Source organism: Bacillus sp. CGMCC 1.16607 (assembly GCF_042683745.1).
GTDB lineage: Bacteria > Bacillota > Bacilli > Bacillales > Cytobacillaceae > Pseudoneobacillus.
In genome coordinates this window covers 37,158-55,321 of the sequence record NZ_JBHUJX010000016.1, presented here as the reverse complement: position 1 = coordinate 55,321, position 18,164 = coordinate 37,158, and the positions used below count along the sequence as shown (strand labels likewise).

Below are 18,164 nucleotides of genomic sequence, written 5' to 3'. Positions count from 1 at the left end.
TTATAATCATGATAGATATCAAAAACGATTAAACGGCCTTAGCCCTATGGAATATAGAGCTAAAGCCGCTTAAATCATTTTATTATTTCCACTGTCTACTTGACAGGGGGCAGTTCACGAAAGAAATTCGAATGGAAGGGTGTTTTCTATTTGTCTTCTTTTAACTTTTCTAATACTTTCTGCAATTCATTGTTAAACCCTTTTACTGCCATATCACCTACGACTGTGACAGGCACTCCTAAAAAACCATACTTTTCTACTTCCCTTTGATATTCTGGGTTGACAGAAATGTCTCTAATTTCAAATGGTATACCTTCTTGTGTCAGCACCTGTTTGACCATTGTACATTCAATACAATCATTTGTGGTATAGATGATTACTGATGCTTCCATAACTTTTACTTGCCTCCTATTAAAACACTAATTCATTTTTAAAATCCAGAAGTTCCTTTTCAACATCATTAATAATTTCAGTTACATTTTCATAACCAGTTTCCAAATTGAGCAGTTTACGAATCACTCTTCTAGAACCATCTTTAATCACTAACTCTTCTTCCCAACTATTCTCTTGCTTAGAGAACGTTTCATACGTTGAATACAATAAGAAAAGAACAAAATGTCCTAAAGCATAGAAGTCACTTTGAAAGGAAACTTCCCGCAACAATCTTTTTTCCATTGGCATAGAGGAAAGATGATCTAAATCCTTCTCATGAATCCAAGCCGCGAGGCCAAAATCAATAATGGAAATGTGTTGATCATCAATCAAAATATTAGGGAGGCGCAAATCCCGATGAATAATCTCATTATCATGCAAATACTTTACTACCTGTAACACTTTTAATAAAAAGCGAAAACTATTCTCTTCATTATATTTATGGCCATATAAAAAGATTAGGTCCTCGACATTTTTACCGTTCATATGCTCCATAATAAGGAAGATTTTATTGTCTTCTTGAAAAAAATCAATAAAACTAGGTATCGAAGAATGACTAAAAATTGTTAGTATTTTTGCCTCTCGCTCAAGCTGACCATTCCTTGATTTACGTTTCCGTTTTCTTAATTGTTTTACAACTACAAATTGACCTGTCAATTGATCTTCTGCTTTATATGCAATTCCGTAGCCGCCTTTTCCAATAAATTGAATAATTTGATATCGATTTTGAAGAATATGCCCCTCCTTCAACGGTCTTTCGATTAAATCATAAAATAAGTTAAACATGCTCAGTTAACTACTGCTGTATGATTTGAAAAAACCACTTGATCGGTGCTTCTTTTTATAAAATTGGTGTCCATATTTAGATGACTTGTGCCCATAATGTCTTTTTTTATAATCGCTACTCGAATAATGATGCTTAGAGTGTACTTTCCCTTTGAGAAGTGCTTTTATCAACTTCTTTAACAAGTGAATCAACCCTTTCCTTTTATTGACTTATATATATTTTACAATATTGATTTCATTCTATAAATAATTAGCTAACATAATCACTTATACCAATAACATGTATGAAAATGGAAATATGGAAAATAATAAGAGGGAATTATTTATGGAATTATTTTTCAGAAATGTTAAGTGTTTTAGGAGTTGTATTTAAAATGAACGAGCCTCCAACTTATCGCAGATGTAGAGCCTATATGTCTACATTTTCAACATCTCAGCTTCACTTAAGAAATCCCTATGTTGTAGCTTTTTTTTCTTTTTCATACCCTGGGTTTGGTCATTTAATGCAACATCGATTTTTACCCGCATTTGTTCTTATTATATGGGAACTGTTTATCAATAATATGGCAAATGTGAATCTAGGGATTTTTTATTCTTTAATAGGTGAGTTCGATACAGCGAAAGAGGTACTTAAAGAAAGATGGTTAATTTTGTATGTTGGAATTTATATGCTAGGTATTTGGGATAGTTATCGATCAACTGTGGATATGAATAAACAATATATATTGGCGGATAGAGAAGATGCGCCGATTTTACCAATAAAAATAGGAGCATGGGGAATTAATTATTTGGATAAACGTCATCCTTGGGTTGCTGTTGCCTGGTCCGCATTAGTTCCTGGACTTGGACATCTTTATCTACATAAAGTCATTACAGGCTTTTTTATTTTTGGGTATACCATTGCTATTTTGTATTTCGGTCATATCCCGTTAGGAATTAAACATACGATGTTAGGTGAATTTGAAATGGCGAAGGATGTAATGGATAAACAATGGTTGTTATACCTTCCATCCATCTATTTGTTCATCCTCTATGATGCGTATTCTTCTTCAGTTGAGTACAATAAATTATTCGAGAAAGAAATGTCAAAATATCTTCGTCTAAACTATCAAAACACTGATTATAAGTTCCCTGTTTAATACAAGGAGTGATGTACCATGCTAGTTATTGCAACATTTGAAAATTCCCTCTTTATTGAATTAGCCATTTCATCACTTGAGCATAATGGAATACCAAAGGAAAAGATATTTGCAGCCCCGCTCGATAAACGAACCGAACCCAGGCAAATATTTGACACGATTCATCATGCAGATGGCTTTAGTTTATTCGATCTTGGTGCTATTTTAGGAACTTGTTTCATGCTGCTAGGATCCATTTATGGCTACATTCTAAATTGGGGACCAATCATTTGGGGAATCATTGGGGCGGTATTTGGAATTTCCCTCGGGGTAAGCCTGAAATTATGGTTAATTAAAAAAAATAAAAAGGGAAACAAAAAAATTTCTTCAGAAATCATCCTTATGGTTCGATGCAATGACGATCAATGGGATTCAGTTCAAAATATTTTATGGAATCATACTGCCATGGGATTAACTAAGATCAATAAGTAATTTTAATATACTTGCAAAAAAAAGACTCCCATGATGAATTAAATTACCCATGGAGTCTTTCTTTTAATTGCAACTATTTGACCCTTTTAGTCCTTGTCTTTATTTTTTAAAATGAAACGGCACAGTAGCTACAACGACATTTCGTTTAAATAGCAAATAGGTACGAATCATTAGACTAGATTGATTATGGAGTGTGTTATGCCAGCTTTTCTTAGGAATAAATTGAGGGATCAAGACCGTCACCCAATAATTGGATTCTGCTGCTTTATGTTCCACCGTATCAATGAATTTAGTTAATGGATGTATGATACTTCGGTAACGAGAATGTAAAGTTACCAGCCGAACATCTGGGTGAAACTTATTCCATTTCTCTTCAAATATTTTCTCATCTTCTCTTTCAAAAGCAACATATACAGCGATGACTTGATCTGTTAAAGATTTAGCGTAATTGATTGAGTGTTCAACCACTTGTGTGATTCCTGCAACAGGAACAATAATCACATTTCCTTCAATTGGCTTTATCGGCTCATCTGTACAAATCCGTAATTGTTCTCCAACTAACTCATAATGCTTTCTTATCCGATGAAAGACATAAACCATAAACGGAACGAAAATCAAAATGGACCATACTTGCGCGAATTTTGTTAAAAAGAACATCATCGCAACAACAAAGCTTATAATGGCTCCAACTGAGTTGATGATTAGCTTTGTTACCCAGCCTTTTGGTTTTTCACGCATCCATTTGAGTGACATCCCTGTTTGTGAAAGGGTAAACGGAATAAATACCCCTACTGCATAAAGAGGAATCAGCTGTTCTGTATGTCCTCTAAAAATAATAATCAATAATATGGACGCAATTCCAAGTGTAATAATTCCGTTCGAATACCCTAATCGATCTCCCCTCATTGTATACATACGTGGAATATACTTATCCTTTGCTAAGCTGAACGCTAACATTGGAAAAGCAGAATAACCAGTATTCGCTGCAAGAATTAAAATGAGAGCAGTAGTCCCTTGAATAAAGAAATATAAGAAATTTCGCCCAAATGTTTGTGATGCAATTTGTGAGACAACCGTTTCCTCTACTTTTGGTGAAACCCCATAATAATAAGCTAAAAAAATAATCCCAGTAAATAACAGTGCCAGCAAGGACCCCATTGCGAGCAGCGTTTTCGCTGCATTTTTCGGAGCAGGATCTTTAAAATTAGGAATCGCATTTGATATAGCCTCCACACCCGTTAATGCAGAACTTCCTGATGCGAAAGCTTTTAATAAAAGGAACAATGAGATTCCAGCTACAGGAGTGCCAAGTGGCGCATGTAAATCAGATGGTATATCCCCAGTAAAGATTTTAAATATCCCCACTCCGATTAAAATAAATAATGCCAAAACAAATAAATATACTGGATAGGCTAAAAAGGAGGCAGACTCGGTAACTCCTCTTAAGTTTAAAATCGTTATAAAGATGATAAAAATAATCGCAATCATCACATTATGATGATGTAAACTTGGAATCGCTGACGTAATGGCATCGGTTCCTGCTGAAACACTTACAGCAACCGTTAAAATGTAATCGACCAATAAAGAACCACCAGCAATTAATCCAGAGTTTACCCCAAGATTTTCCTTTGAAACGACATAGGCACCACCACCGTGTGGATAAGAAAATATGATCTGTCTATAGGATAAAATAAGTGCCGCTAATAAAATTAACACTCCCATTGCAATCGGAATCGAATACCAATAGGCAATAGTACTTACAGTTATTAATACAAGTAAAATTTGTTCGGGTCCATAAGCAACAGATGATAATGCATCTGAAGAAAGAATAGCTAATGCTTTCAATTTCGTTAATTTATGCTCCCCTAATTCGGTTGACTTTAGCGGTCTGCCAATTAAAAGCCTCTTAAACGATGATAACATGAAGGGTCGCACCTCATTCAATTTGTATGTTAACTTTATATTCCCCTTTTTAAAAACAAAAATGCCCACAAGGCAAAGTTAATAAGCCTTATGGACATGTATGCACACGTCTATTTTAGCTGCACCTTCCTCCCAATGAACGCTGACGAGGTTAGCTGTCGGGTTCGGACAGTTGAGTTGCCCTACCTTTTATGAAAAGGTCTTAGCAAATGCCAGTCTTTTCATAAGGATTCACCCCAAGTGATGCCGCCATAGCCATCACGAAATTTGGTTTCCCCGTTCCTACCGGATTAAGCGATTTAGAAATATGAACTGAAAATTATCATACTCCCATGTTTTCATTGTGTAAAGTATTTTTTTATTCCCAAAATTACACTAAAATTCGCAATATTCTTTACAACGAATCCAGTAGCATTTACCATTATAAATGGATTGGTAAAACATTCCTAAAATAATAAAGGAGGTAGTGCAGAATGGAAACTATGAAAAATCGAATCACTTTTATTAAAAGGAAAATAGAAACGTAATTGGAGGAAATCAGAAATGGCAATTGTTAAAAAAGGAATTGAAATTGTCCAATACCATGAAGGATGGGCAAAGGAAGTTGCAAAAATGTGGAATTTAAGTCGTGATGGTTGGGGTGGAGATACTCGTGTCATGACTGAAGATCAAGTGAAACAGAAGGAAGCAAACTCGGATAATATTGAGCTTTATCTCGCGATTGATGGAGAAGAAGTCGTTGGTTATTGTGGATTATCTGAATACAAAGAAGATACAGGTTCATTGTATATCCCGCTACTTAACGTCCGACCAGACTATCAAAGCCAAAAAATTGGCAAGAAGCTACTTTTAAAAGCATTAGAAAAAACAATCGAACTAGGTTGGCCACGTTTAGACTTATATACATGGCCAGGTAATACAAAAGCGGTACCACTATATAAAAAATGTGGATTCTTTTGGGAGGACCGTGATGATACAACTCATTTAATGAACTTTATCCCACAAGTTCTACAAACATCACTATTAAAACCAGTCTTTCAGGAATTAGATTGGTACGAATCAAGTGAGAGGCTCATCGAGGTAAAACCAGATGGAACAAAGGAAAATGGTTTTACTTTTTATGAATATAGTTGGAAAAATAACAGCCAATTTGTACGTGTACAATTTGAAAGAACAAGTCGCGGAATGAATCTTATTGAAACAAATGAATTCTTATTAAAAATTCAGCTAGCAGAACATGAAATCATTGAGCAGCAGGAACAAAAATTCCAGATTACTTTTATTAATAAATCAACTACACCTGCTACTTTACAAGTAAATGGATCTGGTAATGACCGACTTAAATATCAAATCAAATCCGAAATGATTGTTCAAGATGAAGCCATTCTATTAGGATTAGTAACCGCCAAACAAGGTGATGAACCTAGTCCATGGAGGACACATCCTACTTTATCAGTAAACGTAACCATTAATGGTCATGAATGCGAACTGAAGCTTGGGGTTTTCCCTAAGCCACCAGCGAAACTTTCTACTACATTCCAAGGAAATCTTTGTTACTTAAACAAAGAGAACTTTTTTGACTTAGAGATCAAAAATAATTTGCAAGAAGAGATCGAGTATACTCTTCACTTCCCTGAAAGTGAACTAGTCGAATTAGAAAATTCTTCTTTTAAGGTTATTTTACCTAAAAATAGTCGAAATACGATTTCTATTCCTTTCATTGTCAAAAACTATGGCTTTTACAAACCAAATATTTCGGTCATAGCTAAAATGATGAATAGTACTGAATTCCAATTCGAGCAAGAGATAAATGTTGCTTTAAAAGGATTAGGAGAGAAATTTGGCGGCGAATCGAAGGATTATTGGCATATTTATAATGGACTAAGCCAAATAAATGTCAGAAAGAGAGATTTGCTTATCACGGTTGCGAAAAACAGTGATAAAAAACAGCCGTTTGCATTCTTACCACCTAAACTAGGAAAACCTTATACAAATGAATTTACGAAGAAAAAACCTAATGCTGTTACTTGGGAATTAAATGCGAGTTCAATTATTTTAAAAATAGCTCTTGAGTCAGATGATATGGAAGATGTTCACTTATCTCAAAACCTACAATTATTTGGTGATGGAATTGTCTACAAATGGATAGAGATTGAAAATAAAGGAAAGAAATCAAGACAACACGTTGCGATTAGTTCTTCTCTTTATCACGAAATGGACAAAACATATTTCCCTATCGAGGAGAAAGTCATCTACTTTTCGGAAAATAGAATATTGGAATATGGCGATTTAAAACCATCTAGCATCACTGGAAATTGGTATTTTTCTGAAAATAATCCTGAACCGATTGGAGTTGCTTGGTCAAATAGATGTAAAGCTAGTCCAGAAGGTTGGCAATTTGTTATTGAGGATGACCTCGGAATCATAGAACCTGGCTGCAAAGCGTCAACAGAAAAAGTGATTGTTTCTGTTGGTGCATTTGGAAAATGGGAAGATTTTAGAGCCTTTGTTTCACAATCCCAATATACTGAAAAATTCGAAGTATTTCATGAAACCGATTTTGAAGTTAATAACTTCATTATTCAAGACTCGAAGCTTTCTATTACATTAAACACATACCGTAATAGTTACTTAGATGGGAAAATACAAGTAACTGTAAATGATTCGAATGAATATCAAGGCCAATTGGATAAAGATGAGGAGAAAACCTCACATTCTTTCGATTTCCAATCTGACAAATTGACAAATGTCTCTATTATACAGGGTGAATTTAAAACAAATAGTATGACGACTCAGCTCGAAGAATTGATTTTGTTACCAACCAAACAGCTTGTTTACCAGCATTCGGAAACAATACATTCACTCACTTCTTTTGAAGTAAATAATGGCTGTATCACGATTCAAACAGCACCAGATTTCTATCCAGGTCTATATTCCATCAAAGTGAATGGTTATGAGTGGCTTGATTATTCATTCCCTGAAGTAACAGCAAAAGGCTGGTGGAATCCTTGGGCTGGTGGAATGAAAACAGCTCCTAACGATTTAAATACCTTCTCACTCATGAAGGAAAAACATACAGCTAGCCCAGTTGATAAATTAGATCTTCAAGGTAATAAATGGAGTGGCGTCGCTATTCGAACTGAAATTAACGAACATCCTGAATGGAAAGGTGTTCAATATGTTCAATATTATTTAATGTTGCCTGGGATTCCAGTTATCGCAACAATTCTTGAAGTAGAAAATACCGGTGGAAAAAATCTTAAATCGGTCAATTGGAATACAGATTTCTTTTTAGGTGGAGAGGATTTATCCAATCTTTCGGTAGAAACGAATAACTACAATCAAACAAAGCAATATAAAGCTGGAATACAAGAGTTTCCAATTCATTTAGATCAAGATCACTATTTTACATCCGTGTCAAAAAAAGAAAAGCTTTATATTGTCCCAAGTCTCTATACCGCAAACGCAGAAAGCTACACAAATAAAGACGCATTACACGTTCTTTATAGTCAAACAGCTAAGCCTGGCAAAGATGGTCATCAAACAGCTCCATTATTTATGTTGTTTGACGAAAGAAACCTTTCAGCGCAACTTCTTGAAAAACTAAGAAGAATTCAATTTTAATCAACAGGAGATTGTTATGAAAATCATTGACGCACATATCCATTTCTCAAACATTAAATCATTTCATGAAACAGCAGAAACTTTGTCATTTGTTGATTATTCAAAAGCAGGAATTATAAAAGAATTCAAAGAAGCTAATGTTGTTCTCGGTATCGGAATGGGTCTTACCGAAACGGAACAGATGGGCTTTCCAGATTATGAAGCTAAAACGCCAATGGGACTAGATTTGGATATAGATCTTCCTGCTAATATTGTTTACTGTGTAGGAGTAAATCCTTACGATCTTGGAGATGATGCTCTCTTACGTTTAGAAACTGAACTACAAGAGCCTCATGTCGTCGGGATCAAGATCTATCTTGGATATTATCCTTTCTATGCCTATGATGATGTATATGAACCCGTTTATCAGTTAGCGGAAAAATACGAGCTTCCTGTCGTTTTTCATACTGGGGACACTTATTCGGAACGTGGATTTTTAAAATACTCCCACCCACTTGCCATAGACGAGGTTGCCGTCAAGCATCGAAAGATTAATTTTATGATGGCGCATTTTGGTGATCCCTGGACGATCACTGGTGCGGAAATCATTTATAAGAATTCCAATGTTTATGCAGATCTGTCTGGTTTAATTGTGGGAACGAAAGAAGAATTAGACAAACGCAGTGAAGGACGTTTTTTAGATCATTTACGTCACGCATTAGTTTTTGCAGATTCCTATGATAAATTAATTTTTGGAACCGACTGGCCATTGATCCCAATCGGACCTTACATTGAATTTATTAAAGATTTAATACCTGACGAATTTCATCAACAAGTCTTTTACGAAACCGCCTTAAAGGTTTTCCCGAAAATACAACCTTTTATAAAATAGTACACCTAAATGAATGGCTATCCAACGAGGTTGGATAGCCATTTGTTTTATTTTAAAAGCTTAGGGTTAAACCGATTCGCAAGTAATCTTGTAGATTTTTGCGGATCAATTTCGTAGGCAATTAACTCCTCCACATTTTTATCTGCTTCAATTAATCGTTCACCAGTTGGTGAGATTAATGTTGTTGCTGTTCCCTGATTTAGAAGAGCGTAATTAACACTCGCAAAATAAATATTGTTTTCTAAACTTCGACATACCATCGCATGATGAAAGAAATCAGGATTATTGACCTCACCTGTAAACTGCGGATGAAAAACAATACTAGCTTCGTGTAATGCAGCCCATCTCACTGTCTCTGGATATCTCCAGCCTTCATGACAAATGACAATACCAAATTTCACACCATTTATTTCGAAAATCTGACGTCCTTCTCCTGGTTGGTAACCAAACCCATCTTCATCAGGGTCTATTTGATTTTTTGTCTGGTACCCTACAAGTAGTCCCTTTTCATCAATGACAAAAGCAACTAAATGTAGCCCTAATTCATCTTCCCACTCCATTGGTAAAATGACTGATATCTGAAGTTCATTTGCTAAAGCACTTATTTCATCCAAAGCCGCTATTTGGGTACGATGATCGTAATCTTCGACAAGATAACCAACACCTCGTAAACCAGGAATAATGGATTCAGGGAAGCAAATCAGTTCACATCCATTACTTTTGGCTGTCCTCATCATATTCTTTACAATCTCTTTACCTTCATTTGCGGAATTAGGAAATCTAGTTTGAGCTAATCCTATTTTCATCAATATGACCTACCTATTCAAAATGACTCATTTTACTAAAAGGATAAAAACGAGCAACTACTTTTCCAATGACATTATCAAATGGAACAGGTCCGATTTCACGACTATCACCGCTATGGTTACGATTATCTCCCATGACAAAAACATGATCATTAGGAACTACAAATGTAACATCATCATACACATTCATTTCTTCTTTAATATAATCTTCAGTCAATAATTTTCCGTTTCGATATACTTTACCATTTTTAATCTCTAATGTATCCCCCGCTTCACCAATGACTCGTTTGATCCATTTATTTCCCTTTTCACCGTTTCTAAATAGCTCAACAATCGGATTTTCTAGCAATTCATCCTTAAATGTTCGATTTCTATTAACGCGACTATCGATAATGACTAAATCACCAAATTTTGGTTCACTTCCTAGCAAATATGAGCTTTTATACACCATTACATGGTCCCCAACCTTGTTCTTATCAAAAGGATCAGCCCCATTGAAAGTAGGTTCCATCGAACTTCCTTCAACTTTGAATGGTTGAAAGATAAAAATACTAATAAACAAGGTAATGGAAATTCCAAATACAATTGCCCTTCCCCAGCTCATTAATTCGCTAACAATCTTATTCTTTTTCTTCAACATCATTTGTCTTCCCTTCAAGTAGCAACATTATTAACATTATAATAGATTCCAGCTGAAATAATCTAATATTTTTACGTTAAATATTGGACTTAGTTTCAAATTCAAAAATTTAATTATATGGTCCTGCTTAAGGTAGTTGTAAATAGACATCAAATTCACAAAAGTGTTACTATTAGGAATATAACAATAGAAAGTAGTGATGATATTGGAAACAGTTGAGAAATTTCTGCAAGAAATGAATGATCAAACACAGAAACTTGCTAAAGATGTAACAGAATCTAGCTGGATGGCACAAACAACGGGCGATCCACTTTGGTCTGAAAAACTTAGTGATGCACAAACAAAATTAAACCTACTATTCTCGCATAAAGATACATACGAAAAAACACAACAGTATTTGGAAAGTGAATCTTTAACAGATGTTCAGAAACGCCAGCTTAAAATTTTGCTTGATAGTATGAAAGAAAATCAACTTCCTGAAGAGGTTCTAGCTGATTTAGCCAAACGTTCTTCAGAATTAAATTTATTATTTAATACTTTTTCACCAGAGGTTGACGGGAAGCATTACTCTGCAAATGAAATTCGTGAGATTCTTATCAATAGCGATGACCAAGAATTACGTAAAAAAGTTTGGTTTGCAAGTAAAGAGGTTGGTAAAGTAGTCGAAAAAGGATTACTTGAGCTAGTCAAAAAACGTAATGAGGCAGCTAAGCTTCTAGGCTATGAAAACCATCATCAAATGAGCTTTGCTTTGCAAGAACTAAATCGTGACGAAGTATTTACGATCTTTAAAGATTTATTAATCCAGTCAGAAGAAACTTATCGCTCCATGAAACAAGAGTTAGATGAGCGTTTAGCTAAAAAATTTGGTATTGAAGCAAGTGAAATTCGTCCATGGCATTATGTTGATCCTTTTTTCCAAGAGGCGCCACCATCTGATGCTACAAATTTAGATCCTTTTTATAAAGGAAAAGATATCGTTCAGCTTACAACGGACACGTTTGATTCGATGGGAATTGAAATTTCTGACCTATATGAAAAGAGCGACCTTTTCCCTCGGGAAAAGAAAAATCCAACTGCGTTTTGCACTGATATAGATCGCGAAGGTGACGTTCGTGTTCTTTGTAATATCACTGATAGTGCTTACTGGATGGAAACAAATCTACATGAATTTGGCCATGCTGCCTATTTTAAATTTGTAGATTCCGATTTACCATTTAGCCTACGAACAGTTAGTCATACATTAACAACGGAAGCCATCGCTATGTTGTTTGGAAAAATGGGGAAAGATCCTCGCTGGCTGAAGAGATTTTTAAAAGTGGACGAAGAAATTGTAAACGAACTGACTCCTGAATTACAAAAATACCAACAGCTTCAAATGTTGATTTCTGCTAGATGGATTATTACTTTTGTCTTCTTTGAAAAAGAACTATATGAAAATCCTGACCAAGATCTAAATGCATTATGGTGGAAAACAGTCAATGAAATTCAGTTAGTAACCCCACCTGATTCAACTGACAATCCAGATTGGGCAGCGAAAATTCATTTTACACTTGCACCAGTTTATTATCAAAATTATTTACTTGGCGAATTGATGGCAGCCCAACTTCTTCGCTATATCGAAACCACAATTTCACCTGAATTTTTCACAAAAGAGGCTGGGGAAATGCTTCTCAATGAATTTTTCAAACCTGCTGCACTTTATGATTGGAACGAAAAAATACGTCGTGTAACAGGGGAAAAACTAAACCCTGCACATATGGTTGAATTGTACTGCAAATAAATGGTCACAGGGATAGAGAGGAAAATACTTCCCCTCTATCTTTTTATTTAAGCGATTAAAGTCTCATAGATAAAGCTTCAAAATGAGCGACTCTTACTTAGGTAATACACATAATAGAAAATCATTCGTTCTTCAAATATAAAATTTGAAGCAAATTCTCGTTTCCCTTAAAATTAAATCGTACAAGTCTTACATATGGAGGAAAAGCATGAAAAATCATGAAATTGATTACAAAATTTATGGTGATGATATGCAGTTTGTTGAGGTCGAGTTAGATCCTGGTGAAACTGTCGTTGCCGAAGCTGGCAGTTTAATGATGATGGCAGATGGCATTCACATGGAAACCATCTTTGGAGATGGTTCCGAGAGTACTGGATTTATGGGTAAATTATTTAGTGCAGGTAAACGGGTTCTCACTGGTGAAAGTTTATTTATGACTACCTTTACAAATCAAGCAGTTGGAAAAAAACAAGTTTCCTTCGCCTCCCCTTATCCTGGAAAAATAATTCCAATGGATTTAAGTGAGCATGGAGGAAAAATTATTTGTCAAAAAGATGCCTTTCTCGCTGCTGCCAAGGGGGTAAATGTTGGGATCGAATTCCAAAGAAAAATTGGCGCTGGGTTCTTCGGTGGCGAAGGCTTTATCATGCAAAAGCTAGAAGGAGACGGTATGGCATTTGTTCATGCTGGGGGAACAATTATTCAAAAAGACCTTGCCCCTGGTGATTTATTAAGAGTTGATACTGGTTGTTTAGTGGCAATGACAAGCAGTGTAAACTATAATATCGAAATGGTTAAAGGAATTAAAACGGCATTATTTGGAGGAGAAGGTTTATTTTTCGCTACATTAAGTGGACCAGGAACGGTTTGGATTCAATCCCTTCCATTTAGCCGTTTGGCTAGCCGTGTATTCGCTGCTATGCCTTCGGCTGGTGGAGCCAAAGATGAAGGAAGTATTACTAAAGGTTTATTCAATTTATTCGATGGTGATTGATTATCATTATTTTTTGCGAAAAGTCTTCAAGCTCAAGCTTGAAGGCTTTTTTACATTTTGATAACTTGATCTTTGAATGATGAATTGAATAATACAAATACTATTCAAAACAGAATTTTTTAGGAGTGAACTCATTGTCTAATGATAAGAAGACAATCGTACATATTCTATTATTTTTAGTTATATTGGCAGTATTTGTTTGGTCTTTTATTCATACAAAAGAAGGATATTTAGTTTGGATGATGGAAGTTGCTCCATCTGTCGTTGTTTTGATATTTTTCATTGCTATTTATCGAAAATTCCAACTCACAACTTTATCCTATTTCATTATTGCTCTACTTACGATCTTAACCTTTATTGGTGGTCATTACTCCTATTCTAAAGTGCCACTTTTTAATTGGATAAAGGACTATTTTGATCTATCACGAAATCATTATGATCGATTTGGGCATTTTCTTAAAGGTCTGATTGTTATTGTAATAAGAGAATTGCTAATTAGAAAATCTCCATTAATTATTGGAAAATTATTAACTTTTATTGTTTTAAGCATCACACTTGCCATTGGGGCTTTTTATGAACTAATTGAATGGTCTAGTACCAAAATATTTAAGAGTGGACATGCGGTGAAAGATTTTTTAGGGGCTCAAGGAGATAAATGGGATGCTCAGTGGGATATGTCCTTTTTACTACTTGGTTCAATAATTTCCCTTCTGCTTTTGTCAAAATGGCATAACAAATTATTACTTATTAATAAAAAACATTGATAAATATTAGGGAGTTACTATTTATGAAAAAAAACTTACTTATTATTTTCATTACCCTATTTTCTTGTATTTTTCATTTACATTCCGTACATGCGAATACATATAAACGTGGGAAGTTTGAAAAAACTGGAAATGTCATATGGGATGTTAAAACGAAAGAGAAACTAATTGCAATTACATTTGATGATGGACCAGATCCTATTTATACACCTCAAATATTAAATACTTTGAAAAAATATGACGCAAAAGCAACTTTTTATGTTATAGGCGCTGAGGCCGAAAGATTCCCAGATATTATTAAAAGAGAAGTGTTAGAAGGACATGAGTTAGGGTATCATACATATCGTCATTATTTCAAAGATAATTTTAATAAGACAAAGCTTAAAAATGAATTAAAACACACATCAAATGTATTAAAAAAAATATCTGGATATAGCCCAGCAACTTTTCGCCCTATAGCGGGATATTATGATGAACAAATTGTTAATACTGCTGTAGAGAGTGGGTATAAGGTTATATTGTGGTCCTGGCATCAAGATACTAAAGATTGGAAAAAGCCAGGAATTCAAACAATTGTTAGGAATATGGTTTCAGATAAACGACCAGGAGATATAATTATCTTTCATGATGCTGGCGGAGATCGCTCACAAACCGTTAAAGCACTCGAAAATATTTTAGAAACTTTATATAAAGATGGCTATAGATGTGTAACCGTTTCAGAGATGTTAACTCGTTCGGATCCAAAAATTCTTGATCCCTCTTTAATCTTAAAATAACCATATATTGAATAATCTGGTGCTCATTTTCACCCTTCTTTTATGCACAATAATAAAGGGGTGTATTAATGAAGTTTCGAAAAATTATCCTATTAGTTATATCTATACTGCTAATTCATTCACCCGTTGGCTTTGCTGAGATAGATAAAAATATTGAAGTGTTTGACATTCAAAAAGGGAAAGTTATTAAAGCAGTTCCACTGCAAGACGAGTTTCAAGCAGAAGTAAAAAAATACATTGCTGGAATAGATCATATCTATGTAAAAATTAACCCAATTCCCAAAAAAGGATATATGATTAAAATTCCATTAAATCCAAAAGTTCATATTCAAAATCAATGGATAAATACCAATTCAGACCAAATCATTTTAGTTTTCACCAAAGATGAAAAGCCTTATTTAATGGTATTTGACGATAAGAACCATCCGCTTTTTTTTACTTTTAAAGGTGGAAACACAGATGTTTTATTACGTAACCTTCAGATTAACTTAAATGACCTTTAAAAGGAAAATAAGAACACCTTCTGTCAAGAAGGTGTTCTACTCTTAAGATGCTTCACTTACAAATCTTCGTTTTTGAATAAAAATAAGTCTTCCAGCTAAACAGACTCCTGCAGCGAGCAAGCCGACGGTTAAACCAATCCAATATCCTGGTGCTCCGAGTTTTGTAAAGTGTGCTAATAAATAGCCGACTGGTAAACAAATGAGCCAATAAGCGATCAAAGTCATAATAAAGGCAATGTTCACATCTTTATATCCCCTTAATGCCGCCTGTGCAGTTGCCTGAATCGCATCAGATATTTGGAAGAACAGAGCATAAATTAAAAAGTGAGCAGTTAGATTTATGACAGCTGTTTCATTAGAATAAAATCCAGCTACTTCATATCTGAATAGAACAACTAACAAACCGGTAAAGAGAGCAATCAGAATTGATAAGTATATTCCTAACCAACTATAGGCTTTTGCGTCTTTGTATCTTCCCGCACCGACTTCAAATCCAACCAAGACAGTCTGGGCCATCGAAATACTAATTGGAATCATGTACAAAAAAGACACAATATTAAGAGCAGATTGATATGCAGCTATCGTAGTGATATTAAATTTACTAATTAATATCGTTACTACAGCAAACATACTCGTCTCAAAAAATATCGACAATCCCATCGGAACTCCAATTTTTAATATTTCTTTACTTTCATCGAGCGAAAACTCTTTAAAATAAGAAAATTTCACATAGGAGGAAAAAGGCTGTTGTTTTTTAATAATTATGGCTGTAATCAATGCGATAACCCAATAAGTAATAGACGTTGCATATCCTGCCCCTGCTCCACCTAGTTCTGGAAAACCTACTTTTCCATAGATGAGAACATAATTTAAAAAGAAATTAAACGGTAGCGAGCAAAGTAAAATGACCATCACAATTCTTGTTTTTCCTAGAGCATAAATAAAAGATCTTAAAACATTATAAATAAATAACGGAATGATACCAAAGCTCAAGCCAACTAAATAATCATGGGCTGTTTTTTGAACATGAATTGGTAGATTCATTTGAACAAGTAAAGGATCCAACAAGAAAAAGCCGAGAAAAATAATTAATATGGCAATAAGGAATCCAATATAAACACCATGAGTCAAAACAGATGAAACTTCCCTATTCTTCTTCTCTCCTATCCGCTGGGCTGCAATTGGAGATACAGCTAGGAGAATCCCGCTTAAACCTGTAAAAATCGGATTCCAAATAGCTGAACCAATTGCCACACCTGCTAACTCGGATGCATTGTATTTACCGGACATAATCGTGTTAAAAAGCACCATAGAAAACATTCCAAGTTGAGTAATTAGGATTGGTACTAATAAAAATAATAATTGCTTAATTTTTTCCTTTAATGTAAATGTCTGATACATTGAGGTTTACTCCTTGTTTGTTTATCGAACAATAGTAAACTTCATTATATTCTAAAAAGGTAAAAAAATCCTCTATTTGAATTTCTTATCTATATATCAACTACCAAATATGAAATGACAAATTGGAATAGTTGTTATGGTTTTTTAAACTTATTTTTTAAGCTTATTAAAATTAATAATACGAATGGAATGAGAGTCTGCATAAGAATTCCCCAAAAAGGCCAAATGGTTGTATCAAAACGACTGGCTGCCATTAAATTTGGGAACGACCAAAAACTAAATTCTATAATTAATATTCCTAATGGCCAAACGATTGGCCTATAATCAGATAGATTTAGCCATTGTGCAGTTCCAAATACCGTAACATATAAAAATACAGTAATTTTTACAAACGCTCCCAATATCCAAAAAGCTATGATCAAGGGATCCAAGTTTTCAATAAAGTTTCCAATATTAGCAAATCTTGCAGCTACTAGAAAAGGATATATTTTCACTTGTGTTTGATGTCCTAAGATGAAGAGTACCAAGAGATTAGAGGTTATGAATGTTAGCAGTACCAAAAAAACGGTGATCATCCCCCATTTCATTCCCTTTTTGACATCTGAAAGTAAAGGTAGCAAAAATGAGATTAAAAAAAACTCACCAAACCATGCTTGGGAAACAATAGCACCCTTGATAGATGGAAGTACACCGAATTCCATGATGGGAAAGATATTTTCTGGTTTTAATTGTGGTATCAACATCATGAAAATAAATAAGACAGAAATAAAAAAAATGGGGAAAAAAATCTGGGAAACCCTGCCTACTACTTCAATTCCTCCGATTACCGTGAAAGCCGAGAGTATAATCATTGAAATAATGATAACACTAATTGGGGTTCTTGGAAAAAAGACACCGGTAATAAATTCAGCATAAGATCTAGTTATTTGGCCAGAGACTAAAATAAACAATAGAACATAAATACTGCCTAATAATTTGCCAAGTAATTTGCCAAGTATTTTTTCACATTTTTGAAAGAAAGAGTAATTTGGATATAAATTGTTTAATCTTACTGAGATGTATACGGTCATAAATCCTACTAAAGAAGCCCATAGTGGAGAAATCCATAAATCTTGCTTAGCGTATTTAGCTGTAAATCCTGGAACTGTTAGAATAGCGGTAGCCATAATGGTTGGAAACATCATCATGCTCATTTGCAATGCAGAAATTTTTCCCTTCTCCACAATTTCCCCCTCCTCTTATTTGAGAATA

Annotated in this window: 16 protein-coding genes and 1 riboswitch; of the genes, 9 read left to right on the top strand and 7 right to left on the bottom strand. The window is 34.5% G+C overall.

The annotated features are described in order from the left end of the window. Positions 1 to 146: 146 nt before the first annotated feature. Positions 147 to 392 (bottom strand): glutaredoxin family protein, encoded by a 246-nt coding sequence (locus ACFSO7_RS09895; protein ID WP_377877136.1) that lies wholly within the window; start codon positions 390 to 392, stop codon positions 147 to 149. 19 nt (positions 393 to 411) lie between these two features. Then, positions 412 to 1,218 carry a serine/threonine protein kinase gene (locus ACFSO7_RS09890; protein WP_377877135.1) on the bottom strand — a complete coding sequence of 269 codons (807 nt, stop codon included), beginning with the start codon at positions 1,216 to 1,218 and terminating at the stop codon, positions 412 to 414. Between the two features lie 374 nt (positions 1,219 to 1,592). Between ACFSO7_RS09890 and ACFSO7_RS09885 the strand changes: the two genes are divergently transcribed. After that, on the top strand, positions 1,593 to 2,357 hold the full coding sequence (locus ACFSO7_RS09885; protein WP_377877134.1) for a hypothetical protein: 765 nt from the start codon (positions 1,593 to 1,595) through the stop codon (positions 2,355 to 2,357). A gap of 18 nt (positions 2,358 to 2,375) precedes the next feature. Then, positions 2,376 to 2,828: a hypothetical protein gene (locus ACFSO7_RS09880; RefSeq protein WP_377877133.1), complete on the top strand. Its 453-nt coding sequence runs from the start codon at positions 2,376 to 2,378 to the stop codon at positions 2,826 to 2,828. 99 nt (positions 2,829 to 2,927) lie between these two features. On the opposite strand, the gene ACFSO7_RS09875 is transcribed toward ACFSO7_RS09880, so the two are convergent. Beyond that, positions 2,928 to 4,751 (bottom strand): APC family permease, encoded by a 1,824-nt coding sequence (locus tag ACFSO7_RS09875; RefSeq protein ID WP_377877132.1) that lies wholly within the window; start codon positions 4,749 to 4,751, stop codon positions 2,928 to 2,930. A 124-nt stretch (positions 4,752 to 4,875) separates the two neighbouring features. Then, positions 4,876 to 5,058: riboswitch (cyclic di-AMP (ydaO/yuaA leader) on the bottom strand. 236 nt (positions 5,059 to 5,294) lie between these two features. On the opposite strand from ACFSO7_RS09875, the gene ACFSO7_RS09870 reads away from it, so the two are divergent. Together ACFSO7_RS09870 and ACFSO7_RS09865 are read left to right on the top strand one after the other, a co-directional pair. Further along, complete coding sequence (locus ACFSO7_RS09870) at positions 5,295 to 8,375, top strand: GNAT family N-acetyltransferase (protein WP_377877131.1); 3,081 nt, start codon at positions 5,295 to 5,297, stop codon at positions 8,373 to 8,375. A gap of 16 nt (positions 8,376 to 8,391) precedes the next feature. Further along, positions 8,392 to 9,246: an amidohydrolase family protein gene (locus ACFSO7_RS09865; protein WP_377877130.1), complete on the top strand. Its 855-nt coding sequence runs from the start codon at positions 8,392 to 8,394 to the stop codon at positions 9,244 to 9,246. Positions 9,247 to 9,293: 47 nt separating this feature from the next. Here ACFSO7_RS09865 and ACFSO7_RS09860 read toward each other — a convergent pair whose 3' ends face one another. Together ACFSO7_RS09860 and lepB are read right to left on the bottom strand one after the other, a co-directional pair. Then, complete coding sequence (locus ACFSO7_RS09860; RefSeq protein ID WP_377877129.1) at positions 9,294 to 10,052, bottom strand: carbon-nitrogen hydrolase family protein; 759 nt, start codon at positions 10,050 to 10,052, stop codon at positions 9,294 to 9,296. Positions 10,053 to 10,065: 13 nt separating this feature from the next. After that, on the bottom strand, positions 10,066 to 10,692 hold the full coding sequence (lepB, locus tag ACFSO7_RS09855) for a signal peptidase I (RefSeq protein ID WP_377877128.1): 627 nt from the start codon (positions 10,690 to 10,692) through the stop codon (positions 10,066 to 10,068). A 205-nt stretch (positions 10,693 to 10,897) separates the two neighbouring features. On the opposite strand from lepB, the gene ACFSO7_RS09850 reads away from it, so the two are divergent. From ACFSO7_RS09850 to ACFSO7_RS09830, 5 genes are all read left to right on the top strand, one after another. After that, entirely contained in the window at positions 10,898 to 12,475 is a 1,578-nt protein-coding gene (locus ACFSO7_RS09850) for a M2 family metallopeptidase (RefSeq protein WP_377877127.1), read from the top strand. Positions 12,476 to 12,683: 208 nt separating this feature from the next. Further along, the gene (locus tag ACFSO7_RS09845; protein ID WP_377877126.1) at positions 12,684 to 13,469 is read left to right on the top strand and encodes a TIGR00266 family protein; all 786 of its coding nucleotides are present in this window, start codon (positions 12,684 to 12,686) and stop codon (positions 13,467 to 13,469) included. 134 nt (positions 13,470 to 13,603) lie between these two features. After that, positions 13,604 to 14,233, top strand: coding sequence for a DUF2238 domain-containing protein (locus tag ACFSO7_RS09840; protein ID WP_377877125.1), 630 nt, complete (start codon positions 13,604 to 13,606; stop codon positions 14,231 to 14,233). Between the two features lie 23 nt (positions 14,234 to 14,256). Beyond that, positions 14,257 to 15,009, top strand: a complete 753-nt coding sequence (locus ACFSO7_RS09835; RefSeq protein WP_377877124.1) for a polysaccharide deacetylase family protein — start codon at positions 14,257 to 14,259, stop codon at positions 15,007 to 15,009. Positions 15,010 to 15,077: 68 nt separating this feature from the next. After that, positions 15,078 to 15,512 carry a hypothetical protein gene (locus tag ACFSO7_RS09830; RefSeq protein ID WP_377877123.1) on the top strand — a complete coding sequence of 145 codons (435 nt, stop codon included), beginning with the start codon at positions 15,078 to 15,080 and terminating at the stop codon, positions 15,510 to 15,512. 42 nt (positions 15,513 to 15,554) lie between these two features. Here ACFSO7_RS09830 and ACFSO7_RS09825 read toward each other — a convergent pair whose 3' ends face one another. Then, positions 15,555 to 16,913: an MATE family efflux transporter gene (locus ACFSO7_RS09825; RefSeq protein ID WP_377877122.1), complete on the bottom strand. Its 1,359-nt coding sequence runs from the start codon at positions 16,911 to 16,913 to the stop codon at positions 15,555 to 15,557. 134 nt (positions 16,914 to 17,047) lie between these two features. Then, complete coding sequence (locus tag ACFSO7_RS09820; RefSeq protein WP_377877121.1) at positions 17,048 to 18,136, bottom strand: GerAB/ArcD/ProY family transporter; 1,089 nt, start codon at positions 18,134 to 18,136, stop codon at positions 17,048 to 17,050. Between the last annotated feature and the right edge of the window lie 28 nt (positions 18,137 to 18,164).